The organism is Bradyrhizobium barranii subsp. barranii (assembly GCF_017565645.3).
GTDB classification, from domain to species: domain Bacteria; phylum Pseudomonadota; class Alphaproteobacteria; order Rhizobiales; family Xanthobacteraceae; genus Bradyrhizobium; species Bradyrhizobium barranii.
The window spans coordinates 146,672-169,855 of sequence record NZ_CP086138.1; the positions used below are offsets into that span (position 1 = coordinate 146,672).

17 protein-coding genes and 7 pseudogenes are annotated in these 23,184 nt (G+C 61.6%); 16 read left to right on the forward strand and 8 right to left on the reverse strand.

Going from position 1 to position 23,184, the window contains the following annotated elements:
• Positions 1-331: 331 nt before the first annotated feature.
• Positions 332-523, reverse strand: a pseudogene (locus tag J4G43_RS53980) (transposase); the annotation flags it as partial.
• Positions 524-687: 164 nt separating this feature from the next.
• Between J4G43_RS53980 and J4G43_RS53985 the strand changes: the two are divergent.
• Both J4G43_RS53985 and J4G43_RS53990 read left to right on the forward strand, forming a co-directional pair.
• Complete coding sequence (locus J4G43_RS53985; RefSeq protein WP_049808016.1) at positions 688-1,680, forward strand: Gfo/Idh/MocA family protein; 993 nt, start codon at positions 688-690, stop codon at positions 1,678-1,680.
• Between the two features lie 111 nt (positions 1,681-1,791).
• Positions 1,792-3,309 carry a GMC oxidoreductase gene (locus J4G43_RS53990; protein ID WP_028154243.1) on the forward strand — a complete coding sequence of 506 codons (1,518 nt, stop codon included), beginning with the start codon at positions 1,792-1,794 and terminating at the stop codon, positions 3,307-3,309.
• A 60-nt stretch (positions 3,310-3,369) separates the two neighbouring features.
• Here J4G43_RS53990 and J4G43_RS53995 read toward each other — a convergent pair whose 3' ends face one another.
• From J4G43_RS53995 to J4G43_RS54005, 3 genes and pseudogenes are all read right to left on the reverse strand, one after another.
• The gene (locus J4G43_RS53995; protein WP_080586830.1) at positions 3,370-3,726 is read right to left on the reverse strand and encodes an NAD(P)-binding domain-containing protein; all 357 of its coding nucleotides are present in this window, start codon (positions 3,724-3,726) and stop codon (positions 3,370-3,372) included.
• 87 nt (positions 3,727-3,813) lie between these two features.
• Positions 3,814-5,136, reverse strand: coding sequence for an MFS transporter (locus J4G43_RS54000; protein WP_225005985.1), 1,323 nt, complete (start codon positions 5,134-5,136; stop codon positions 3,814-3,816).
• Between the two features lie 94 nt (positions 5,137-5,230).
• Positions 5,231-5,515 (reverse strand): annotated as a pseudogene (locus J4G43_RS54005) (dihydroxy-acid dehydratase); the annotation flags it as partial.
• A 92-nt stretch (positions 5,516-5,607) separates the two neighbouring features.
• On the opposite strand from J4G43_RS54005, the gene J4G43_RS54010 reads away from it, so the two are divergent.
• Positions 5,608-6,876, forward strand: coding sequence for an IS256 family transposase (locus tag J4G43_RS54010; RefSeq protein ID WP_038952271.1), 1,269 nt, complete (start codon positions 5,608-5,610; stop codon positions 6,874-6,876).
• Between the two features lie 29 nt (positions 6,877-6,905).
• Here J4G43_RS54010 and J4G43_RS54015 read toward each other — a convergent pair.
• Positions 6,906-7,094, reverse strand: a pseudogene (locus J4G43_RS54015) (dihydroxy-acid dehydratase); the annotation flags it as partial.
• A 95-nt stretch (positions 7,095-7,189) separates the two neighbouring features.
• Here J4G43_RS54015 and J4G43_RS54020 point away from each other — a divergent pair.
• The 3 genes from J4G43_RS54020 to J4G43_RS56435 are packed head-to-tail and all read left to right on the forward strand — an operon-like array spanning position 7,190 to position 7,892.
• Positions 7,190-7,588: a transposase gene (locus J4G43_RS54020; RefSeq protein ID WP_225005987.1), complete on the forward strand. Its 399-nt coding sequence runs from the start codon at positions 7,190-7,192 to the stop codon at positions 7,586-7,588.
• The gene (tnpB, locus tag J4G43_RS55230; protein WP_208089647.1) at positions 7,585-7,746 is read left to right on the forward strand and encodes an IS66 family insertion sequence element accessory protein TnpB; all 162 of its coding nucleotides are present in this window, start codon (positions 7,585-7,587) and stop codon (positions 7,744-7,746) included. The genes J4G43_RS54020 and tnpB (J4G43_RS55230) overlap by 4 nt, the downstream gene beginning before the upstream one ends.
• 32 nt (positions 7,747-7,778) lie before the next feature.
• Entirely contained in the window at positions 7,779-7,892 is a 114-nt protein-coding gene (locus J4G43_RS56435) for a hypothetical protein (RefSeq protein WP_408581463.1), read from the forward strand.
• Here J4G43_RS56435 and J4G43_RS54030 read toward each other — a convergent pair.
• On the reverse strand, positions 7,880-9,967 hold the full coding sequence (locus tag J4G43_RS54030; protein WP_049810452.1) for a recombinase family protein: 2,088 nt from the start codon (positions 9,965-9,967) through the stop codon (positions 7,880-7,882). The two genes, J4G43_RS56435 and J4G43_RS54030, sit on opposite strands and share 13 nt — an antisense overlap.
• Before the next feature lie 573 nt (positions 9,968-10,540).
• Here J4G43_RS54030 and J4G43_RS54035 point away from each other — a divergent pair.
• Both J4G43_RS54035 and tnpC (J4G43_RS54040) read left to right on the forward strand, forming a co-directional pair.
• On the forward strand, positions 10,541-11,578 hold the full coding sequence (locus tag J4G43_RS54035; RefSeq protein ID WP_038381005.1) for an IS110 family RNA-guided transposase: 1,038 nt from the start codon (positions 10,541-10,543) through the stop codon (positions 11,576-11,578).
• Positions 11,579-11,969: 391 nt separating this feature from the next.
• Positions 11,970-13,514 (forward strand): annotated as a pseudogene (gene tnpC / locus J4G43_RS54040) (IS66 family transposase).
• A 113-nt stretch (positions 13,515-13,627) separates the two neighbouring features.
• On the opposite strand, the pseudogene J4G43_RS54045 reads toward tnpC (J4G43_RS54040), so the two are convergent.
• A pseudogene (locus J4G43_RS54045) lies at positions 13,628-14,904 on the reverse strand (dihydroxy-acid dehydratase); the annotation flags it as partial.
• A 124-nt stretch (positions 14,905-15,028) separates the two neighbouring features.
• On the opposite strand from J4G43_RS54045, the pseudogene J4G43_RS54050 reads away from it, so the two are divergent.
• The 4 genes and pseudogenes from J4G43_RS54050 to J4G43_RS54065 all read left to right on the forward strand — a co-directional run.
• Positions 15,029-15,524, forward strand: a pseudogene (locus tag J4G43_RS54050) (LysR substrate-binding domain-containing protein); the annotation flags it as partial.
• A gap of 614 nt (positions 15,525-16,138) precedes the next feature.
• Positions 16,139-16,486, forward strand: coding sequence for a hypothetical protein (locus J4G43_RS54055; RefSeq protein ID WP_038380949.1), 348 nt, complete (start codon positions 16,139-16,141; stop codon positions 16,484-16,486).
• Positions 16,487-16,732: 246 nt separating this feature from the next.
• The gene (locus tag J4G43_RS54060) at positions 16,733-16,918 is read left to right on the forward strand and encodes a hypothetical protein (protein ID WP_028154395.1); all 186 of its coding nucleotides are present in this window, start codon (positions 16,733-16,735) and stop codon (positions 16,916-16,918) included.
• Between the two features lie 317 nt (positions 16,919-17,235).
• Positions 17,236-18,000 (forward strand): hypothetical protein, encoded by a 765-nt coding sequence (locus J4G43_RS54065; RefSeq protein ID WP_208089649.1) that lies wholly within the window; start codon positions 17,236-17,238, stop codon positions 17,998-18,000.
• Between the two features lie 385 nt (positions 18,001-18,385).
• Here the strand turns inward: J4G43_RS54065 and J4G43_RS54070 are convergent.
• Positions 18,386-19,898 (reverse strand): annotated as a pseudogene (locus J4G43_RS54070) (tripartite tricarboxylate transporter permease).
• Between the two features lie 262 nt (positions 19,899-20,160).
• Between J4G43_RS54070 and tnpA the strand changes: the two are divergent.
• The 4 genes from tnpA to J4G43_RS54090 are packed head-to-tail and all read left to right on the forward strand — an operon-like array spanning position 20,161 to position 23,184.
• Positions 20,161-20,583 (forward strand): IS66-like element accessory protein TnpA, encoded by a 423-nt coding sequence (tnpA, locus tag J4G43_RS56440; protein ID WP_018273743.1) that lies wholly within the window; start codon positions 20,161-20,163, stop codon positions 20,581-20,583.
• Positions 20,580-20,936 carry an IS66 family insertion sequence element accessory protein TnpB gene (gene tnpB, locus J4G43_RS54080; RefSeq protein ID WP_018273742.1) on the forward strand — a complete coding sequence of 119 codons (357 nt, stop codon included), beginning with the start codon at positions 20,580-20,582 and terminating at the stop codon, positions 20,934-20,936. Before tnpA ends, tnpB (J4G43_RS54080) begins: the two co-directional genes overlap by 4 nt.
• A 50-nt stretch (positions 20,937-20,986) precedes the next feature.
• Positions 20,987-22,537 (forward strand): IS66 family transposase, encoded by a 1,551-nt coding sequence (tnpC, locus tag J4G43_RS54085; protein WP_035681142.1) that lies wholly within the window; start codon positions 20,987-20,989, stop codon positions 22,535-22,537.
• Entirely contained in the window at positions 22,534-23,184 is a 651-nt protein-coding gene (locus tag J4G43_RS54090) for a UPF0149 family protein (RefSeq protein ID WP_063712394.1), read from the forward strand. The genes tnpC (J4G43_RS54085) and J4G43_RS54090 overlap by 4 nt, the downstream gene beginning before the upstream one ends.

The following is a 23,184-nucleotide window of genomic DNA, read 5'->3' on the forward strand; positions in this document are numbered from 1 at the left end:
ACAAGTCTTGCTCCGCGCCGCCGCGATGATCTCCTCTGACGTTCGATTCCCTAACAAATGCCAGAAGATCTCGTCCTGCTCGCGTGTCCAGCCTCATCGCCATGAAGGCGCTCGGCCGGCGCGAGCGCCCTATTAGATGCGGTAGGTGATTAGCCTCCGTAACGAGACTATCAAATTGGCTGCGACTTCAGGGTCAAGGGGAGCGTTCCTCCTAAAACTACGACATGCCATGGCACCATTTGTCTGGGCCACCAGGAGGAATTTCGCGATGAACTGCAACAAGAAAATGTGTGTCGCGGGTATCGCTGCGTTCGGGACGCACGCTGGCTCAACGCAGCGTCGCGAACTCGGCAGTGGCCAATTCCCGGGCTTTGGGAATGGCGTCGCGCACGGTCAGCATCGGCCAATAAGCGGGCGTATGGAGCACGAGACGGACCTGGTTGGCGAGCGCCGAACGACAGCTGGTGCGGTCGGAGGCGAGCTGCGTCTTATGCAGCTTGATCAGATTCTCGGCTTGGCCGCGGGGGCTGAGGCAGATCAACGAGGGCGAGCGTCATCTCGAGAGTTACGTGAGCGAAGCGCGGTTGGTCGTTCGGGAGAGTTGGGGAGCGGAATTCAAACGGAGATAGCATCTTGAGTGGCCTGCGTTGGGGATTGATCGGTGCAAGTACAATCGCGCGCGAGTGGATGATCGAGGCCATCCGCGGAGCGGCTGGCGAGGTCGGGGCTGTGATGAGCAGCGATCCGGAGCGGGCGCAGCGATTTGCCAGCGAGAACGGGATCGCGATAGCAACAACCAGCCTCGACGCGTTGCTCGGAAGCGGTATCGATGCGGTCTACATCTCGACAACAAATGAGCATCATTGTTCGCAAACGCTGGCCGCGGCCGCGGCCGGCAAGCATGTGCTGTGCGAAAAGCCGCTCGCGCTGAACTTGCCGGACGCGAGGCGAATGGTCGCGGCCTGCAAGGCGGCAGGAGTGCAGATGGGGACAAACCATCATTTGCGCAACGCGGCCACCCATCGCGCAATTCATGCCGCGATCAAGGCGGGCCACATCGGCAAGCCTCTATTCGCCCGCGTTTTTCATGCGGTCTATCTTCCGCCGCACCTGCAGGGCTGGCGGATTGAGAGGCCGGAAGCGGGCGGCGGCGTCGTGCTCGATATCACCGTTCATGATGTCGACACCTTGCGTTTCGCGCTCGACGAAAATCCTGTCGCCGTGACCGCGATGACGTCGCGGGGTGGTATGGGCCAGGCAGGCCTCGAAGACGGCGTCATGGGAGTGGTCCGCTTCGAAAACGGGCTGATTGCCCAGTTCCACGATGCCTTCACGACAAGATACGCGGTGACCGGCTTCGAGGTGCATGGCGAAGAGGGATCGCTGATCGGGACCGACTGCATGACCCAGGTGCCCAAGGGCGAGGTCTTGCTGCGGACCAGGGACGACGAAAGGCAGCTCTCGACCGCGCACGAGAATCTCTATCTACGGGCGGTGCGCCTGTTCGGCGACGCGGTTGCCGCCCGTGGCGCGCCGTCGGCTACGGGCGAAGACGGGATCAAGTCGCTGAGCGCCGCCCTGTCGACGCGCGAGGCTGCCCGAACGGGGCGCGAGGCTCCCATCGATCTGACGACCCGAGGCGCATATGGCACGAACGAAGATCTTGCGCATGCGCGCTGATGCTGACGTCCGGCTCGGACAACCGCACACTCTTGCGTTCAACCTCGACAAGGCGGTGCTGTTCGACCCAACGACCACGCGCCGTATCTGATCGAGTGGTGCGAGGCCTGCATGAAGATCACGGAGACAACCGATGTCCTCGTCATCGGGTCTGGAATGGGCGGTGCGAACTTTGCCGCGGGTCTGGCGCCTACGGGCGCAAAGATCGTGATCCTCGAGCGCGGCCAGCGTCTGCGCGATAGCGAGGCTGCGCGGGACGCAAGGGCGATCTTTCAGCGCGGGGTGTTCCGGCCGCAGGAGTCCTGGGTCGATGGGGCGGGGAAGGCCTTCAATCCCGGCAACTACTACTGCGTCGGCGGCAATACCAAGCTCTACGGGGCGGTCCTGATCCGCTACCGCGCTCAAGACTTCGCGCCCATCGCGCACCGCGATGGAACGACGCCGGGCTGGCCGTTCAGCTATGGCGAACTGGAGCCATGGTATACCCGGGCGGAACAGCTCTACAACGTGCGCGGCGCGCTCGGAGACGATTCCTCGGAGCCTTTTCACTCCGCGCCCTATCCGTTCGGCCCCGTGCCGGATGAGCCGGCGATTGCGGCGGTACGGCAGCGGCTCAAGAAGATCGGGCTCAAGCCGTTTACACTGCCGCTTGGCATCGACATCGAGACATGGCTCAAACGTGCCAAGACTCCGTGGGATGCATTCCCCGACGCCGGGCACGGCAAGATGGATGCCGAATCCTGCGGGCTTGCCTGTGCTCTCGCCCATGACAATGTCGCGCTGCGCGAAGGTGCGCAGGTCAAGCGGCTGGTCGTCGAGCCGGACGGCAAACGCATTGCCGGCGTTGAGGTCATTCAGGCCGGTGAGCGGACCATGATCGGCGCCGGCATCGTGGTGCTCGCGGCGGGCGCCGTCAATTCGGCCGCACTGCTTCTGCGCTCGTCACAGGCCGGCATCGCGAACCGCGCCGATGCAGTCGGCCGTTATTTCATGAACCACAATTCCTCGGCTGTGCTGGCGATCGATCCGCGCGTCGTCAACAATTCGATCTACCAGAAGACGATCGGCACCAACAATTTCTATCTCGATGATGGGCACGGCGGACCGCCGCTGGGCAACATCCAGTTGCTAGGACGTGTCACCGCGCCGATTTTGAAGGCCAACATGCCGCTCGCGCCGGAATTGGCGCTTGGGCTGATGAGCCGGCATGCGGTCGACTGGTACGTGATGAGCGAGGATCTGCCGGGCGCCGAGAGCCGTGTGACGGTCGATGGTGCGAATATCCGGCTCGACTGGCAGCGCTCGAACTGGACGACCCATTTGGCGCTGGTGGCGACGTTGAAGGAACGGCTGCGGGCCGCAGGTTATCCGATCGTACTGTCAAAGGCGTTCGACCGGCGCACGCCCTCGCATCAGTGCGGGACAGTACGCATCGGCCTCGATCCCGCGACATCACCGCTCGATCCGTTCTGCCGCTCCTTTGATCACCCCAATCTGTTCGTTGTCGATGCGTCGTTCCTGCCGACTTCGGCGGCGGTGAACCCGTCGCTGACGATCGCCGCCCAGGCGTTGCGCGTCGCGGATCATGTCGCGAGGACCGATCTTCGAACTCATGGGGTCATGAGATGACGGTTTACGACTACATCGTTGTCGGCGCCGGCTCGGCCGGCTGCGTGCTCGCCAACCGTCTCAGCGCGATGCGTCGACCAGATGCTGCTGCTCGAGCGCCTTGGCATGCGCGATAGTGCTGAGGTCCACCACGACGGCCCCGTCAGCCAGCGTCGCCGCAACGTTATTCGCTCCAAACAAGGCGTTCTCGACCACATCTCCGTCCGGCAGGCAGAGGAACAACACCTCGGCACCCGCCATCTTCTTGGGATCCGTGGTGGCGACGAGCCCCGGCGCCACAAGCCCTTTGACGCGCTCAGGATCAATATCGAATGCCACTATGTTTTCGGCGTCGGACGCACGCTTGTTCGCAAGGTGGAGCGCCATCCAGTGGCCCATATCTCCGAGTCCGATGAACGCAATGTGTCGTATCGTCATGTGATCTTCTCCACCAGAATGAGATGTCGGACAGGGAATACCTGCACGACGCTTGTTTTGGCCGTGATAGATTTCAACGTAGGTGTGCTATGCGCCCCGAATGCCTGCGGGACTTGCTCCCGGCGCGGTTCTGCGCGCTTGCGTGAAGCGTGCATTGACGACGAGCAGCGTCAACGCGGCCGCGATGAGCGCAAGAAGGCCGAGGAAATAGAGACCGGATTGGTAGCTGTGCGTGGTTTCCCGAATCCAACCGACCATGTAAGGGCCTACAAACCCGCCGAGGTTTCCGATCGAGTTGATCAGCGCGATGCCGCCCGCTGCGGCGCTGCCGGTGAGGAACATGGAAGGCAGCGGCCAGAACGGCGCCTTCGTCCCGTAGATGCCGATTGCAGCCAGAGCCATGACAGCGACGGCGAGGAACGAACCGGTCAAGAGCCCGGAGCCGACCAGGCCGAAGCCGGTGAGAGCGAGCGCCGCGAACAGCGTGTACCGGCGCTCTTTATACTTATCCGACACGTACCCAAATATGATGATGCCCACGGTCCCAAAAATATAGGGAATGGCCGTCAACAAGCCGGTTTGCATGTCTGAAAGGCCGAGTTTCTTGAGAATCTGCGGAAGGAAGAACGCGAGACCGAGATTCGCGGTGGTATTCGCAAAATAGATGAATGCCAACGCGAGCAAACGGGGATCTGCGAAAGCCTGGAGAGCCTTTGTCCCGTGGACCGCGGCTACGGCTTTATGTTCGCGTTCAATGGTCTCCTGCAGCCAAGCACGCTCCTCAGTGCCCAGCCATTTGGCATCACGCGGCCGGTCGGGCATGACAGCCAGGAACACGAGGCCGAACAGGATCGCCGGCACTCCCTCAATGATGAAAAGCCATTGCCACCCCTTCAGCCCTGCAATGCCGTCCATTTGGAGGACAGCCGTCGAGAGCGGCGCGCCGAGTGCAAGCGAGACGGGGATCGCGACCATCAAGGCCGCGATGATCCGGGCCCTATATTGCTGAGGAAACCAATACGTCAGGTAGAGGATCACGCCCGGGAAGAACCCAGCCTCAGCGACGCCCAAGAAGAACCGGGCCACAATAAAGCTCGTGGGGTCTTGCACGAAAGCCATACCGGCCGACAGCACGCCCCATGAAATCATGATGCGTGCAATCCACCTGCGAGCCCCGACTTTCTCCAGCATGAGGTTGCTAGGAATCTCGAAAATGAAATAGCCGAAGAAGAACACGTCCGCGCCAAAGCCATAAATGTAGGACGAAATCCCGAGGTCGGGATTCATCTTGAGCGCGGCAAAGCCGATGTTGATGCGGTCGATGTAAGCCAGGATGTACGAGATGAAGAGAACCGGCATAAGCCGGATGAAGACATTTTTGATCGTTGCACCCTGATTGATCTCTGTCATTTCCATCCCCAACTCGTTTGTTTCTTGTGAGAGCGTCAAAATGGGTATGCTGTCCCCTCTTCGGAGAGCGGATACCAACAGGCCATCTGTCTCATCACCCCGAACTATGCTCGCCAGGGTCGACAGGAGAGTGGTCGGCCGTCAGGAAGTCGAAGTCGCAGCCTTCGGGTGCTTGCGTGACAGTTCGGCGATAGAGCGCCTTGTAGCCCCGGCGTGGAGCCGGCGGTGGGGTGAACCCTGCCAGGCGTTGTGCAATCTCGTCCGGCTCGACTAGAAGGTCGATCCGCTTGTTCTCGATGGAGAGGCGGATGCGGTCTCCGTTGCGCACCGCGGCGAGCGGGCCGCCGACCGCAGCCTCCGGCGCAACATGCAGTGAGCTATGGCGGAATCTGGGTGATGACGGTGTGAGGAAGGCGGCGTATCGAGGCGGGTGACGAGCCTGCCAGAACCTCTCGAGGAGAGCGATACGCCATGACCGAGACTACCAATGTTCTTGCTTTCCGTCAGCCGTCCGCGGTTGATGATCCACTGACCGATATCGTTCGTGCCGGCGCGCGGGACCTGCTTGCCAGGGCGATCGAGATCGAGGTTGGCGCGTTTCTGGCCAGCACGGCCAATCTGACGCTGCCCGACGGTCGAGCGCGCCTGGTCCGACATGGGCACGGTCCGGTGCGCGAGATTGCGACCGGCATCGGTCCGGTGGAGGTCGCTCGTCCCAAGGTCCGCGACCGCGGAGCGAGCGGGCCAGGCGACCGCCTCCGCTTCAGTTCGGCAATCCTGCCGCTATGGGCGCGGCGGACGAAGAGCCTGGATGCCTTGATCCCGGTCCTCTATTTGCGCGGCATCTCGACCGGCGACTTCCAGGAGGCGCTCTCGGCGCTGCTCGGCAAGGATGCGCCGAACCTGTCGCCTTCGGTGATCGCCGGCCTGAAGGCCGATTGGCAGGTCGAGTACGAACGCTGGCAGAGACGCGATCTGTCGGCGCGTCGCTATGTCTACATCTGGGCCGATGGCGTGTACCTGCAGGCCCGCATGGAAGATCACAGCGAATGCATGCTGGTGCTGATTGGCACCACGCCGGAAGGCAAGAAGGAGCTGATCGGCTTCCAGGTCGGCGTGCGCGAGAGCGCGCAGAGCTGGCGCGAACTCCTGATCGACCTGCGGCAACGCGGGTTACGGATTGCCCCGCAACTCGCCATCGGCGACGGCGCCCTCGGCTTCTGGAAGGCACTGGACGAGGCCTTTCCCGGCACGCGGCACCAACGATGCTGGTGCCATAAAGTGAGCAACGTACTCGACAAGGTCGCCAAATCCGTGCAGGGCCCCATGAAGAACGACCTGCGGAACATCTATCTGGCCCCACACCGGGCCGAAGCTGAAACCGCGATCGACGTCTTCGTCGAGAAATACCACGTCAAATACGGACGTGCGGTGGAGTGCCTGATCAAGGATCGCCATGCGCTGCTCGCCTTCTTCGACTTCCCTGCTGAGCACTGGATCCACCTACGCAGCTCGAACCCGATCGAGAGCGTCTTCGCCACGGTGCGCCACCGAACGGTGCGGACCAAGGGATCGCTGTCGCAACAAACTGCGAAGCTGATGGTGTTCAAGCTCATCGACGCCGCATCGAAGACCTGGCGGCGATTGAAGAGCACGAACCAGTTGCCGAAAGTCATCGCCGGTGTAAAGTTCATCGACGGAATCGAAGTCATTCCGAACACTGAAAGCCACGCCGCCTGATCAGGCCGCGTCACCCAAAATCAGCCATAGCTCACATGCAGTACGATGGACCCGAAGGCGGTGCCTGACATGCGCGCATCGGAGATGCGCACCATATCCTTGACACCGGCCTGGGCGAGCTTCTTCGGAATGGGAAGGTAGCCAGCTTCCGGCATGCCCGCCGCGTGCGGGCCTGCGTTCTGCAGGACGAGGATGTCGTCGGGCTTAACGTCGAGGTCCGTAAGCGGAGCTTTTCTCCCATTTGATTGGTTTCGCTTCGGCTTTCGCTCTGCGATCCTTGGCTTGTCAGAGAGCCGAGAGGAGACTGAAGGCGATGGAACAATCGGGGGAGGAAGCCGAAGCTGATGGCTTTGTGGGGAAGCTTACGCGCCGGACGCGTTCTGGAGGCCGGTTATGGTCTGCGGAGATCAAGGGGCGCGCTGTTTTCGAGAGCATGAAGCCCGACGCCCGGGTATGTGATGTCACACGGCGTTATGGTGTGAAGGCCCAGCAGTTGACGACGTGGCGCAGATTGGCGCGTGCTGGCCGGCTCGCATTGGTCACGGACGACGCGGCGGATTTCGTGTCGATCGAGCTGAGCGATCCAGTGGCGTCAGGCAAGAGCGAGGGGCCCGTCGAGATTACGATTGGCAAGGTTTCGGTCCGCCTGGATGCGGACGTGTCGGCGGTGCGGATCGCGGAGATCGTGACTGCGATCGAGCGCGGCGCATGATCATTCCGGCGCAGGGACTGCGGATTGTGCTTGCTGTGCGTCCTGTTGACTTCCGGTGCGGGCACGACGCGCTGGCCGGTCTTGTGCAAAACACGCTTGGGCTCGATCCGCATTCGGGCCTGATCGTGGTTTTTCGTTCGAAGCGCGCCGACCGCTGAAGATTTTGCTATGGGACGGCACGGGCCTCGTTTTGGTCTACAAGCGCCTTGGCCGCGATGGTCGTTTCGAGTGGCCGCAGATCAGCGACGGCGTCATGCATCTGACGCGCGTGCAGTTCGAAGCGCTGTTCGATCACCCATGTTGATGCCCCTCCTTGTTAGGCTGACAGATTCTTAGATCAAGTTGCGCGATGACGTGGTTTCGAAGGTCTCCGATGGCGTGAAGAACGGATGGTGTATTCGGGAAGAGATAGGCGCCGCTGGGCTGGCGATCAATTAGCAAACGCTTGGTTCGGATCTGAACATAGAGCCAGTTTACTGGAATCTCGAGCCTTCGGGCCAGTTCGGGCGGGCTGAGGTATGAGTCGTCATGCTCCCATCGGCTGCGCTGGGCAGTTACCTTGATGGCGGCGGCACGACGGAGCCGCCCAACGGTGATAGGCAGCACCTTATCGGCGCAACGGGGAGAGCGGTGACCTTCCCGAGTAAGGATTGTGGCGATCTTGTCGTCTGGGACGCCGTCGCGAGCGAGCGTCAGAAGGCGTTCCCGCATCTCTGTGCCTCGCGTCAATCTGGTGACGGAGTTGACGCTCATCTTCACTTCGAGCTCCGTCACGGCGCCTCCCCGCCAGACGATCCTAGCCAGGGCCAAGTCGCGCTCACCGCGGTCGAGAACGACCTTTTCGATGAGACATCGCAACAACGCCTTGCGATGCGCATCCGAGATAGTCTCGTCACCCCATATCTGCGGGAGGCGGCCGGTGAGGCTGATGACCTTGTCGTTGAGCTCCTTGCTTATGGCCACTTGTGTGATGGCTTTGGGCGGCGTCTGTCGGGCAAGCGCCTCTTCGGCGGCGCGCACGTCGTTTAGCGCCGCTTCCCATCGACGCTCGAGTTCCGAGGCGACCAACCGATTATCTGGATCAGCTCGGTTGAACTGCCGTTCGGCGAGCGCCGCCGTGTATCGCTTGCGCTCGAGCTCTCGTTCTGCACTGGAGCGTAGCGCATTGTTCGTCTGCTGCTGCACCCGGCGGGAGCGCGACAAGGCATCGAGTTCGGCCGGCGCTAGTGCGGTTAGGAATGCGTCGCCAACGGCTGCATCGATATGGGCGGCGCGGATGTGTTGGCAGGTTGGCTGACCTTCCTGGGTACGCAGGTGATTGCATACATATTCGCCGCCGCCCTTGTAGCGGACGTACATCTTATGGCCACATCGTGCGCACCAGGCAATGCCGTGGAGCAGGAGCTCGCCATTGCGAGGCGCGCCGCGGGTTTTGATGCGCATGTATTCGGCTCGGTTATCTCTGATGACGGATCGGATTTTTTCATAAATTGGCCAGTCGATATAGGCTGGATATCGATCTTTAACGACGATCCGCCACTCCTCCATCGGCCGCGGAGCCTTTTGTGGCAGGGCCCCCTCCCGCTTCGGCGGCCGGAAGCGGGTTCGTCCATAGACAAAGGCGCCCGCGTATGCGGGGTTCTTCAAGATCGCCGCGACGGCAGCCAGCGTCGCGCGCGTCCAGCACAAATCGCCATATCGATCACGACGCGGCAGTTCCAGGTCACGCTCGTTCAACGCTCGCATGACCTTGGCAACGCTGCGCAGCTGCAGGAATAACTGGAAGACGAGACCGAGCCGCCCTTGCACGGCCATGTCGGGATCCTTAACGACCACACCGCTCGGGTCCCGCATCAGCCCGATTGGCAGCATAACCGCAAGTTCGCCGCGTTCGGCTTTGGCCAGCAGGCCGGCGGTCAGCCGGCTGCGGATCGTATGTAGCTCAAGCTCGGAGATCGAACCCTTCAGCCCGAGAAGCAACCGTCCGTTGGGAGTGCCCGGATCATAGACACCATCGCGGTCGGCGATCAGGCAGCCACGTAGACCACAGATATCCAGGAGCGGATACCAGTCGGTACAATTACGCGCCAAGCGGGTCACGTCGATCGACAGGATGAGTCCCACTTCACTCAGGCCAACACGGCCAACGAGTTCCTTGAAGCCGTTACGCTGTGCTATAGACGCGCCGCTCAACCCGAGATCGGCATCAATCACGTCGATGGCCGCCTCACGCCATCCGAGTTCGCGGGCGCGCTGGCGAAGCGCGTATTGAAGGCGCAGGCTCTCCTGATTGCTTACGACCTGATGGGGCGTCGACTGCCGGATGTAGACTACGGCTTTGCGCGCCAAGTGGCTTGGTGTGACCAGCTCGGACTTCATGAGGGATCTCCGCCAAAATTGCGGCGACGTCTTCGACGATCTGGCGTCGGAGCGCGGGCGTCAGCGTCGACCAAAGATCGGCTGGATCCATGCTCATGTGCGTCGGGACAATCCGCTGTCGATAAAAGCTCGAGTAGAGCCTCCATACTCAGCTTAATCTGATTTGCCTCTTGCTCATAATATTCGATTGCGGTTGCTTGAATCAGAAGACTGCTTCCTGCGCGATACTCAACTTCATACGAAGCGGGAATGCCTCGGCCTCGCTGACCGATCTTCCTAATCACTCGATATGAGCGCCCCCACAAAGGATGGTGGGGGTCCCCAACCTCGACCACCTCCGGAAATGATTCGTCAGACTCACTATCAGGGACATTCCTCAATCCCCTCGTTTGAAGGGCTGAACTGGAAGCGAGTGGGCGAACGGATTGTCGCGACGCCAGCTGCGGCGAACTGACTCAGATGGGGTATTCGGCCTGTTGCTGAGCCCCGCGTTAGCAGGGTGCTGCGCTTCAGGTTGATGATAAACGTGGTCTGTTTTCGAACAGCCACAAGCATCAGACGGAGAAGCGCAGCATGAAACATTACGCTGGACTGGACGTGTCGGTCAAAGAGACGTCCCTGTGCATTGTCGACGAAACGGGCCGCATTTGCCGGGAAGCGAAGTTGGTGAGTCACCCGGACGATCTTCTTGCTGCACTCAACGATCCGATTTGGCGGTTTGATCGGATTGGGCTCGAGGCTGGACCGCTGTCGCAATGGCTGTTCAGCGGGCTGGCGGAGGCTGGCCTGCCGGTAATCTGCATCGAGACGCGACATGCCAAGGCGTTCCTCAAGGCGCAGGTGAACAAGAGCGACCGCAATGATGCGCGTGGCATTGCGCAGATGATGCGCGTCGGCTTGTTCCGGCCTGTCCACGTCAAGACCCTGATCAGCCAAAAGCGACGGGTCCTGCTTGCCGGTCGCAAGCTGCTTCAGGAGAAGGCCATTGCCATCGAGAATGACATTCGTGGGCTGTTACGCAACTTCGGCTTGAAGGTCGGAATTGTGGGGGTGATCGGCTTTGAACAACGTATCCACGAACTCGTCGGCGGTCAGCCGGAGCTGGCCGAACTCATGGAACCGCTTCTCGTCGCCCGACGCGTTTTACGCGAACAGTTCACACAACTGCATCGCAAAGTGCTTCTACTTGCCCGGGAAAGCGAGGTCTGTCGTCGGTTGATGACGATCCCTGGTGTCGGCCCCGTCACGTCGCTGGCCTTTATCAGCACGATCGACGTTCCCGCCCGCTTCAAGAGTTCGAAAGCCGTCGGGCCGTCCCTTGGATTGACGCCAGTTCTCAACCAGTCCGGCGAAAGCCACCGCATCGGCCGGATTTCGCTGTGCGGTGATGAAGCCATGCGAGCGCTACTCTATGAGGCCGCACAGGTCATGCTGACGCGGGTGCAGAAATGGTCCTGGCTCAAGGCGTGGGCCATGCAGATCGCCAAACGACGCGGGCAGCAGAAGGCGATCGTCGCTTTGGCGCGGCGGCTCGCCGTCATCATGCACCGCATGTGGAGCGACGGAACGGAATTCCGCTGGACACGGGAGGCCACGCCCGCGGCACAATAGTGCGACGCGCGGTCCACGCACCCGTTGTTTAGCGGGAGGAGGTCCCTCGCGGGACGATGGACGAGATGAGTTCGCTTTGGGCTCTTGTACGGTCGCGTCCTTGCGATCAGCACGCGAGTCAGATTGTTCCGTCTCGTTCTACTGATCCCATGCTGGGAGAGCCATACGGCTGATCCCGAAGAGAAGCACGGCCCCGCGAGCGGTACCGAACCCAAGGAGGCACCCAATCAAGCCCTTGACTAAATCCGGCCGAATAGAGAAGACCCGACAACCTGTTTCGCGCGGGGCTTTGGGATGATAGCTTGCGGATGTGCCGCCGTCCCCCTTTGATCCCGCCCGTCTTGCAGCGCTGCCCGCCGATTTGCGCGCGCTCTTCCGCGCGCAGGAAGCGATGATTGAAGCCGAGCGTCGTCGCGCAGACGATGAATGCTCGGCGCGCCTTCATGTCGAGAGTGAACTGGCTGCGTCCAAAGAGAGCGTCGAACGCCTCGAACTGCTCGTGAAGGAGTACGAGCGCGCACGTTTCGGTAAACGCTCGGAGAAGTTCAATCCCGATCAGATGCAACTGGTTCTCGAGGACATCGAGATTGCCATCGCCGAAGTCCAGGAACGCCAGGACGATCGTGCGCGCCGCGCCGGCACGGCGCCGTCCAGCCGCCGGACCAGGCGCGCTGCCCGTGCCTTTCCCGCGCACCTGCCGCGCATCGAGCAGGTGATCGAACCCGAGAACCTCGAGTGTCCCTGCGGCTGCGGCCGGATGGTCCAGATCGGCGAGGATCGCTCCCGCCGTCTCGATGTCATGGCCGCCCAGTATCGTGTGATCGAGACGGTGCGACCGCGCTACGCCTGCGCAAAGGGCTGCACCGGTGTTGCTCAGGCGCCGGCGCCCGCCCATCTCGTGGAGGGTGGCATCCCCACCGAGGCGCTGCTGGCGCAGGTGGCGGTCGCCAAGTTCAGCGAGCACATGCCACTCTATCGTCAGTCGCAGGTTCTGGCTCGGCATGGCATCTTCATCGATCGCGCCGTTCTGGCAGACTGGATGGGAACGGTCGCCTTCCACCTCGCGCCGCTGGTCGAGCGCATGAGCGTCGTGATGAAGCAATCGGGCCGCTTGTTCATAGACGAGACCAGGGCGCCTGTGCTCGATCCGGGCCGGGGCCGAACGAAGACCGGCTATCTGTGGGCTGTCCTGCGCGACGATCGCGGCCACGGCGGCGCTGATCCACCAATCGTGGTCTACCACTACGCGCCAGGACGCGGTGGTGACCATGCTGAGCGCATCCTCGAGGGCTTCGACGGCATCCTTCAGGTCGACGGATACCAGGGCTATCATCGGCTCGCACGGCCCAAGCGCAAAGGCGGCGTGCCGCTGCGGCTGGCCGCATGTTGGTCCCACTCAAGGCGCAAGATCATCGCAGCGACTCCGAAAGCCGGCTCACCCATCGCCGAAGCCGTTCTCGCGCGCATCGCCGCACTCTATGCGATCGAGAAGGAGATCCGTGGCGCCGACGCCCCGGCTCGGCAAACGACCCGTAACGAGCGATCACGGCCGCTCGTCGCTGAACTCGAGAGGTTTCTGCGCGAGCAAGCCGCTCGCCTGTCGCCGGGCAGCGAGATGGGCAAGGCGATCGCCTATCTCCTGAACCATTGGGATGGCTTCACCTTGTTTCTCGACGATGGTTGCGTTGAGATGGACACCAATCCCGTCGAAAATCGTCGTGACCAGCAAATAAACTATTTTTACGCGTCAGAGTCAGCGGCCTGATTTGAAGGTGGTCGTTCATGGGCGCGCATAGCTTCGCTCATCGCCACCTGCAAAATCAACAGCGTGGAGCCCTACGTCTGGATGAAAGCGACGCTCAAAGCGATCGCAACCGGTCACCCGCAGTCCCGGATCGACGAGCTCCTGCCCTGGTCGTTCGGCCGCACCTCGTAATTCTCCGTCGTTGCCGCCTCCATACCCCCCGCCAACGATTTGCAAACACGTTGATCAACAGACTGCAATCCCCACGCCAAACCTTTGCGAATGGGACGCGAACGTCGCTTACCGAGGTCCGGATCGTCGATGCGACGCGACAGATCCTCCAGACCCGTAAAGACAACCGCGCGCCCTTCGGATTCGAAAAGAGAGGGGGTGGCGGCCGCGCGTTTGAAGATTGCACCGTCCGGCGCCAGGCTGCCTGTCAGCGTGACCAGGCCGCCGAGCGGGGAAACGGGATCGTCGAATGCCCGGATCACCTTGCGGTCGATCCAGCCGACCGGCTCGTCGAGGCGCTCGGCCAGAGTGCGCCTTCGATATCGATGGTGTCGAGATGGAGCAGCGGCCGCAGTTCGCGCAGCAGCGCGCCCATGCCTCCGGCGGCATGGAAGTCTTCCATATAGCCCTCGCCCACAGGCTTGAGGTCGACGAGCACCGGTGTCTCGTCCGAAATTTGGTTGAAGCGCTCGTAGGGAATGCGGATGCCGAGCCGGCCGGCGATGGCGGTGAGATGCACGATGGCGTTGGTGGACCCGCTGATCGCCATCAGAACCCGGACCGCGTTCTCAACCGATTTCTGCGTGATCACATCGCGGGGCGTGATCTTGGTCTCGATCAGGCGCACGGCAGCCTTGCCGGTCTCCTCAGCCGCCACGAGGCGGTCGGAATGGACGGCTGGGATCGCGGCGGTGCCCGGCAGAGACATGCCAAGCGCCTCGGCGATGCAGGCCATGGTCGAGGCCGTCCCCATCACCGCGCAGGTGCCGGCCGTCACCGAAAGCCGTCCCTCCACTGTATTGATCTCCTCAGAATCGACCGAGCCGGCTCGGTACTTCGCCCGAAAGCCGCGGCAATCCGTGCAGGCGCCAAGCCGCTGCCCCTTGTGGCGGCCGGTGGACATCGGACCGGTCACAACTTGGATGGCCGGCAGCCCCGCCGAGGCTGCACCCATCAGTTGCGCTGGCACCGTCTTATCGCAGCCGCCGGTCAGCACAACTGCGTCCATCGGCTGGGCACCGATCATCTCCTCGGTGTCCATGGCCATCAGGTTCCGGTACATCATCGAGGTCGGGTTGAGGAACACTTCCCCGAGCGATACCGTCGGGAAAGGCCGCGGCAGCGCGCCCGCCGCGAGCACGCCGCGAGACACCGCCTCCACCAGGTCAGGCATGTAGCGGTGACAATTGTTGAAGCCCGATGGCGTCATGGCGATGCCGACGATCGGCTTGTTGAGCAGATCGCGCGAGATGCCCATCGAGCGCGCGAAGGAGCGGCGCAGGAAACCTGCGAAATCCTTATCGCCGTAATTCGTGAGACCGCGGTTGAGTCCATGTGGCTCGCTCGTCATTCAATACTCCGAGGTTTTCAAGTAGACTTGGCCAAACATGATTGAACGCGAGGCCGGCCAAACGCTTTCGCGCCGACCCAATCGAATGTCGGCGACGAAATCGATTAGTGCGCTGTCAGTTTAGCTGGATGCTGCTCTTCTTGTGCACCCAGCGTTCGACCTGCCGAAGACCTGTGTATGGCAGTTGCTGCGCCAAGAACCACTGATACTCCTTGCTCCGAGTAGTCTGGCCGTGAAAGCCCCTCTTGTGACCGCGCTCGCACGAGCCCTTCATCCGCTATGACCGCAATGTGGTCGCAGGAAAGATGGCAGATGAATATCTGCGTCTACACGGGGTGCGTCCGAAAGTACATTTCGAGTTGGATGGTATCGAACAGATCGCGAAACTGGTGGCGGAAGGATTAGGCGTTTCCGTGCTTCCGGACTGGCCCGTCATCGGATCGCCGGATCCAAAGCTCAGACGTTGGCGGCTCCCATCGCCGTGCCCAGCGCGACGCGTCGGAATGACGTGGCTGCGCGCCTCGGTTCGCTCTCAATTGGCCGAGGAATTTGCAAAGGTCGCCTCTAGCGAGCGGTCGAACGACCGGAAAAAGAACGAAAATAGATCGCGAACACGATGAGGCGCGAGCCTCGAATCCCACCAGGCTTGACGGCAGCTTGTGGAAAAAAGCAACGGCCCGCTGGCGCGTTAACTGACGGCGGATGACTAGCCGGCTGCATCAACGCCATGCACTTGAAAGGCCCACTTCGCGATATCCAGACGAATTGTCGAAATTGACTGAGTTGGCTACCCCTCCGGATTGTGGGAGCCTCAAGCGGCGCCATGGCGTCCTCGCGCCAGCGCAGGAGCCGTCCACAGCCTCAACAGCCGATGGTCTGAGCACGCCGCGAAACTTCGCTTGGCAACAAATCCCCCCTGCGCGGCAGATCCGTGCGCCGTAACGCGAGATGCCACGCGGTCGGTCGCCCGCCTCCGTCGACGAGTTCGCGATATTCTACGGCAGGATAGATCATGCCGGTACGCCCGCGTGAAGGAGAGCGATCTGCGGCGACGACGACCACCGCGAATATATGAGCGGCAACGTCTGCCGCGGCGCGCCGCCTACGCGAGCGAACGCTCGCTGGCGAACTATCTGGCTGCTTGCAGATCGGCACGGCGAAGGATCTCGAGACTGCAAAGGCTGAATGCAAAACGGCCTTACAAGGCGATGAACCTGCGCGAGGACAACGATTGATGACGCCGGTCTACTACTGCCGCTTTGACGAATTTGAAGATGCCGTCGTTTCAATCGAGCTGGCCGCCGAGAAACTAGAGACGGTACAGGCGACACCAACATCGACGGCATGTAAGTGGGTGATCCTCGCGCTGAAGAACGCGGTCCAGGCAGCCATGGTGCTCGCTCTCTCCGGAACCGACGGCTGCGGCGCGCTTTATCCGGAATCGCAAAAGCAAAACCGGGCCTGGCTGGCAAATCCGACGCCAGAGCGCCGCCGGCAAAGAATGGCCGATTTCAACAATTTGCTGCAGCGGATCCAGCGTGCAGAACTGCTCGATGCCCCGGTTCCAAAATTTGTTGGATAGGATCTCCGCAATCTTGAAAGACTGAATGAGCTTCGACGCCAGTTTGCCCATTACCCCCTATGCTGGTAGCTCAAGTTGCAGTACATGCAGGATATCGTTCCTGCTTCGATAAACCTGTTCGAGCATTTGGCGTCGACGCAGAAGGCACCGAGAATCCACTTTTCCGACTGCAACGGCAGCGAGAGACGACAGCGCTCGCGGCGATGCGCGTGAGGACCGGAACAACCCCGAAAGGTCCCCCGATCAATGACGCGCAAACGACCTGATCGCGAGCTCGAGGCTATCGCAGCCGACCTCGCCGAGGCATGCAAAGGCCTCTGTCCGCTCGAGAGCGCACTGTTGATCGCCCAAGGGATGCGCGAGGTTTACGGCGGCGAGTGGGCAATCGAGGCGCACAGCGACGGCACCTTTTTGATACTGCGGAAAACCTGAAAGGATCCCGCCATGAGCGTTTGGGGGCTTTGCCTTGCGATCGAATGTCGCTGCGTCGGCCGACCGCCCTGCTGCTGCGGCTGATGACCGCCGCCTCCGAACACGCGACCGCATGAAGAACAGCACGACGGCGTTCGCAAGGCTGGGCTTTTGGGATTCGCAGATAACCGGTCATCTATTTGGGCGCCATCGGCGACTCTCGAGGTGACCGAGGCGCGCGCGATCGCATGGCAGATGTTCCGAGCGGAAGAGAAATTGCCCTCCGGAAGGGGGCCAATAGGACGTCTAAGATATGTTGCACTCTACGGCTTGAAGAAATGAGCAATAATGACCTTCCCGGCCTTACGCCGGCTTGGCTAATATCGCTTGGCCTCGCTTTGGGCTGCACAATCGTTGTGATGATCCCCGCGTCTATCGCAACCGGTGACCAAATAAAATCCTCCGATTGGATAGGATTTTCGGGAAACGTTGTCGCGGGAGCAATGACCCTAATTGCGGCCATCCTCGCATGGTTCGCTGTTAAGAGACAAATTGATGCCCAAGACCAAGCGCAGAGGGCTGCCCGACAACAACAGACGACCGATCTCGCGCGCATTCTGTACGCGGAATTAGCTCACCTCGTAGCGAGATGCTGTTTCGATTTTGAGGCCCCTTGGCGGGAATATTGGCAAGGGCCGAGCCTCGACAAAATGCAGACGGTGAAATTGCGCAAGTGTGTTCCCGTCGATCCGGTGATTTATCGTGCGGTCGCTGGACAGCTCGCTTTACTGGGACCTGCTGCCCAGCATTTAATGGAGTTTCACTATCGCCTGTCGGCCTTACGGCGCGAGATAGATAACCTTACTAGCAACGCGGATTTAAATAATGAGCAGATAGAAAACGAAAATCTGCAACTCGTCGCCCGACGTTTCCGCGAAACTCTCCGACCCGGCTCAAAGGCTCTCGAAGCGCTCGCAGAGCTCGTGAAAGACACGGGTGAAATTGAGGCGCTTGCGAGGGAGCTATATTACGAATCACGACCGCATGAGGATATCGGCAAGACACTCAAGGCGCGCGTCGAAGCAATTTTGCGTACAACCTGATTTGGTTCCGGTGCGCTTGTTTGCAGCTAAGAGCCCTCAGCCTGCCTTTAGGAGCCCGCCCATGCGTTCCAAGACCCCAACCTCTTCCACGGACACATCCGGGACCCAAAGAACGCACCGTAGCCCGCCTGTGCCCGATTTGAGCAAGGGCCTGGAGGGCACCTTGGCCGACCTTCGCCTTATTGCGATGCGCTGCCGGCTGGGCGCAGGCCTCGGCTCAGACGTGAGCTTCGCGTCAGACGACGCCCGCAAGCTGGCGTCGCATCTCGAGACACTTGCCGACATTTACGAAGCCAGCAAAACCCCGGAGCCCCCCCCCGTAGCGCGGCGGCGGCGGCTAAGTCTTTGCGTCGTCGCGGATAATCGATCCGCGAGCGGAATGTTTCTACTCCGCGGGTCGTGCGATCGCGGCACCGGAGCTCTCTGGGAGGTCGAGCGCAGCAAACGCCTTCGGTTTGCGCAAGCGGACGTAAACCTGCGCCGCCAGAAGCACCACGCACAGGAGTAAAAAGAACGCGCTGATCGGCCGCTCGACGAAGATCATGGCGTCGCCCCGCGAGACCAGCAGCGAACGGCGGAAGTTCTCTTCCAGGCGTGGCCCCAGGACGAAGCCGAGCAGGATCGAGGCCGGGTGGAAATCGAGCAGCAGCAGCAGATAGCCGACCAACCCGACCACGACGGTCTCGCCGACCTGGAACATATCGTTGTTGGTCGAGTAGACGCCGATCGCAACGAAGAACAGCGCACTCGGATACAGGTACTTGTAGGGAATCATCAGGAGCTTCACCCACACCCCGATTGGCGGGACGTTGAGCAGCACCAGCATGACGTTGCCGATCCAGAAGCTCGCGATTAGACCCAGAAGATGTCCGGATGCTCCTTGATCAACTGGGGGCCGGGTACGATGCCTTGGATCATCAGCGCGCCAAGGATCAGGGCCATGACAGCGTCGCCGGGAATGCCGAGGCTCATGGTCGGGATGAAGTCGCCCTGTACCGACGAGTGCGTGGACGCCTCTGGACAGGCGACGCCTTCGATCATCCCCGTACCGAACTTCTCTGGCGTCATCGAGACCTTCTTCTCGGCCGCGTAGGAGATGAAGGAGGCGATCGTCGGTCCCGTTCCTGGAATGAGCGAGCAGAGGCTTCCGATGATGGTTCCACGCAACATCGCGGGGATCGAGCGGCGGAGTTCGTCACGCGATGGACGCAGATCGCGTAGTCCGACGTTCGAATAGCGTGTGTTCACCTCTGAATATTGGTTCACGCTCTTCATGAACTCGGCGATGCCAAATAGACCAAGTGCGAGTCCGACGAGTTCGATGTCGTCGAGGAGATTCGGGATGCCGAGCGTGAACCGTTCCGTGCCGGTCTCGACATCCGTTCCCACGTTCCCAGGAAAAGGCCGAGCAATGTCATCGCGATGCCCTTGAGCGGTGAGCCTTTCGCCAGTGTCGAGCCGGCGAGAAGACCAAGAAGCATCAGCGAACAGATTTCGGTTGGACCGAACTCAAGCGCGACCTTCACAAGCAACGGTGCCAGAGAGATCATCTCCATGATGCCCCAAGAGGCGCCGACGAACGACGACAGTACCGTGATGCCGAGTGCCGCGCCGCCTCGACCCTGCTTCGTCAGCGGAAATCCGTCGAGGCACGTCACCGCGTGCGGTGGATGGCACGGTAGGTTGAGCAGGATGGAACAAATCGCGCCGCCGTATTGCGCTCCATAGAAGACGCCTGACAGCATCAAGATCGCGCCGACCGGGGGAATGCCGAACGTTAGCGGGAGCAGCACGGATATCGTGGCGAGAGGTCCCATTCCCCGCAGGACCCCAACCATGTTGCCGACCAGAACGCCGACGAAGTCGTTCTTGCCGAGGATGTCGCGCTCGATCCTCACTTCAACATCAGCTCCCGACTCACGCTCCCCTCTGACCGTCGGTTGGCGGATATTCCGGAGGCGAGAACGCAGGGTTACCAGCTTACGGTCGCGCACGTCACGGAAACTTATTCCCGAATTGAGGAATGACCACGCATAAGACAGGCCAATTTGCATCGGCACCCGCGTCAAAGGATAGCGGTACGACGACCCCACCTCGTTTAGGTGGACGGGATGAGCGAGACTCGCGCGTGGATTTGACAACGCGAGGGACGCTCGTTCCATGCATCAAGACAGACATCAAGACGGGCATGATGCCGCCTCCTATCAGCGGATCGAGGTGATCACAGGGGAGAGGCGACGGCGCAGTTGGAGCGATGCGGAGAAGGCGCGGATCGTGGCCGAGAGTGCCGATCCGGAGACGAGCATTTCCGAGGTGGCTCGACGCAACGGGGTGAACCGGGGACTGCTCAGTGTGTGGCGGCGCCAGGCGCGGCTCGCGTCGAGCGAAGCGCCGCAGTTCGTGCAAGTCAGGCTCGAGGCCGCCGTCGAGGCGCAGCCGAACGCGATCGATAAGGCGCATGTTCTGACGGATCCGGCCGAGCGGATCGAGGTGATGATCGCGGGCGCGACGGTGCGCGTGCCCGTCGGCGTCGACGCCGCGACGCTGGAGCGCGTGCTGGCGGCGGTGAGATCGACGCGATGATCTCTTTCGGTCCAATGGTCCGTGTGTTCGTCGCGACGCAGCCGATTGACTTTCGTAAAGGCGTTCATGGCCTTGTCGCGCTGGTAGCGGAGGGATTAGGCGGCAAGCCCTACAGCGGTGACGTTTATGTCTTCCGATCGAAGCGATCGGATCGTTTGAAGCTACTGGTTTTTGACGGCTCGGGAATGGTTCTAGCGACGAAGTGGCTGGAGAATGGGGGCTTTGCCTGGCCACCTGTTCGCGAGGGTACGATGCCGGTGACGGGGGCGCAACTGGCGATGCTGATTGAAGGTCTTGCGGAGTGGTCGCGTGTGGTCCCGAAGGTGACGAAGCGGCCGACGAAGGTTGCCTGAAGCGTCTTGTTTTGCTGGCGATTGCGAGTGCGTTCGTGTAGCTCTGCGATATGGCGCTTCGCCCCGAAGATCTCCCCTCTGACCCTGCGGCTCTTGCCGAGATGGTGCTGGCTTTCGAAGGCGAGAACGATGATCTGCGCGCAGAGATCGCCACGTTGAAGAGCCTGATCTTCGGCGCACGATCGGAGCGCGCGGCGATCGTCTGCGCCGAACAGATCGCGTTTGATCTGGAACGGACCGCCGGCTCACAGCTCCCGGCCAATGACGACAAACCGGACGCGCCGCGGCCGGAGCGGCGCAAAGCGAAGCGCAACATCGGCGCGCTGCCGGCGCATCTGCCTCGGGTCGAGCGGGTGATCGAGCCGGCGTCCACGCTGTGCCCGTGCTGCACGGGTCAGATGCATCGGATCGGCGAGGAGAGCAGCGAAGCGCTCGATCGGGTTCCCGCGTGGCTGCGTGTGCTCCGCACGATCCGTCCAAAATACGCCTGCCGCTCCTGTGAGGGCCCGATTGTCCAGGCCCCGGCACCGGCGCGGCTCGTCGAGGGCGGCATGGCAACGACGGCGCTGATCGCGCATATCGCCGCGGCCAAATATGCCTGGCAATCGACGCTCTATCGCCAGACGCAGATCCTGGCGGGTCAGGGTGTCGTCGTCGACCGTCAGACGCTGGCGCGCTGGATGGGGAGCGCGGCGTGGCTGGTCAGGGGCCTCTACGATCTGCAACTGAAGACTATGCACGGCTTCGAGCGGCTGTTCTGCGACGAGACGCCGATGCCAGTGCTCGATCCGGGACGCGGCCGCACGAGGATCTGCCAGTTCTGGGCGCACGCGACGGACGATCGGGCGTGGAAGGGGCCGGCGCCGCCGGCGGTCGCCTACGTGTTCGCAGGTGGTCGCGGCAAAAAGGAGATCGTGGCGCAGTTAGCCGGCTTCGAAGGCGTGCTGCAAGTCGACGGCTATGCCGCCTACGCCTCGCTGGCGGGCGATGCGATGATGTCGGGCCAGATCCAGCTGGCGTATTGTCTCGTTCACGCGCGCCGCAACTTCGTGAGGGTGCACAAGACGACGAACTCACCCTTCGCCGCGGAGGTCATCGAGCGCATTGCGGCCGTCTACGCGATCGAGGAGAGGATCCGCGGTCTCGATGCTGGGGAACGCCGCGCGACGCGACAGGCCGAGACGAAGCCGCTGATGGAGGCGTTGAGGGCCCGTCTGATCGCGGTGAAGGACGGGATCTCCCGCCGCTCGACGCTCATCAAGGCGATCGACTACATGCTCGAACGCTGGCAGGGCCTGACGACGTTCCTGGATGACGGGCGGCTCGAGCCGGACACCAACACGGTCGAACGATCGATCAGGCCAATTGCGATCGGAAAAAAGAACTCGTTGTTCAGTGGTGACGAAGGCGGGGGCGAGACCTGGGCGATACTCGCTTCGCTTCTTAACACAGCGAAATTGAATGGCCTCGACCCCGAGGCGTATCTCGTCGACGTTCTCGATCGCATGGTGAGCGGCGCCACGAAGACCAACCAGCTTCACGAACTTCTGGCCTGGAACTGGAAGGCCGCACGCGAAGCCGAAAAGCGGGCCGTGGCATGACGAAGCCGAAGCAAGGGCGGGGAACGCGAAAAGCACGCAAGACGACGATGGCGGACTATGCCATGTCGTTCGAACGGCTCGGGCAATGGATCAGCAAGCGCGCCAGGTCGCCGACGCTTCGGCATCCGCGGGCGACGTCGCTCTCCATGCTCGATGGCGCGGTGGCCGCGGTCGTCGCCGGGCCGGTCTCGATGGCGTCCGAGGAATGGGTGTGCCCGCTCCTCGGCGTAGATCCCGACGCCTTCAATCACGACACCGAGGAGTTCTCGGCAATCGCCGCCACGCTGATGCGCCACAACGCTATCAGCGAGACGCTGTCGACGAGACCGGAGAGCTTCGAGCCGCTGTTCGTGCGATCACCGGACGGCGAAGTCGACCCGCAGCCCTGGTGCATGGGCTTCTACGCCGTCATGAAGCTTCGGCTTCTCGTCTGGTCGCGGCTTCTCCCCCCGAATGGAACCGAACACCTTATGCTGCGGCCGATCTTGGTCCATTGCATCGACGACGCCGGTCGACCCTTGCTACCCCCGGCCCGGCGCACGCTGGGAACGCAGCCCATCATCCAAAACGCCTGGCGCAACATTCCAGCAACCGTCGAGGCCCTCCGGCAGTTCTGGATGCCTATACGCTTCAAGCGCGGTGCGTAG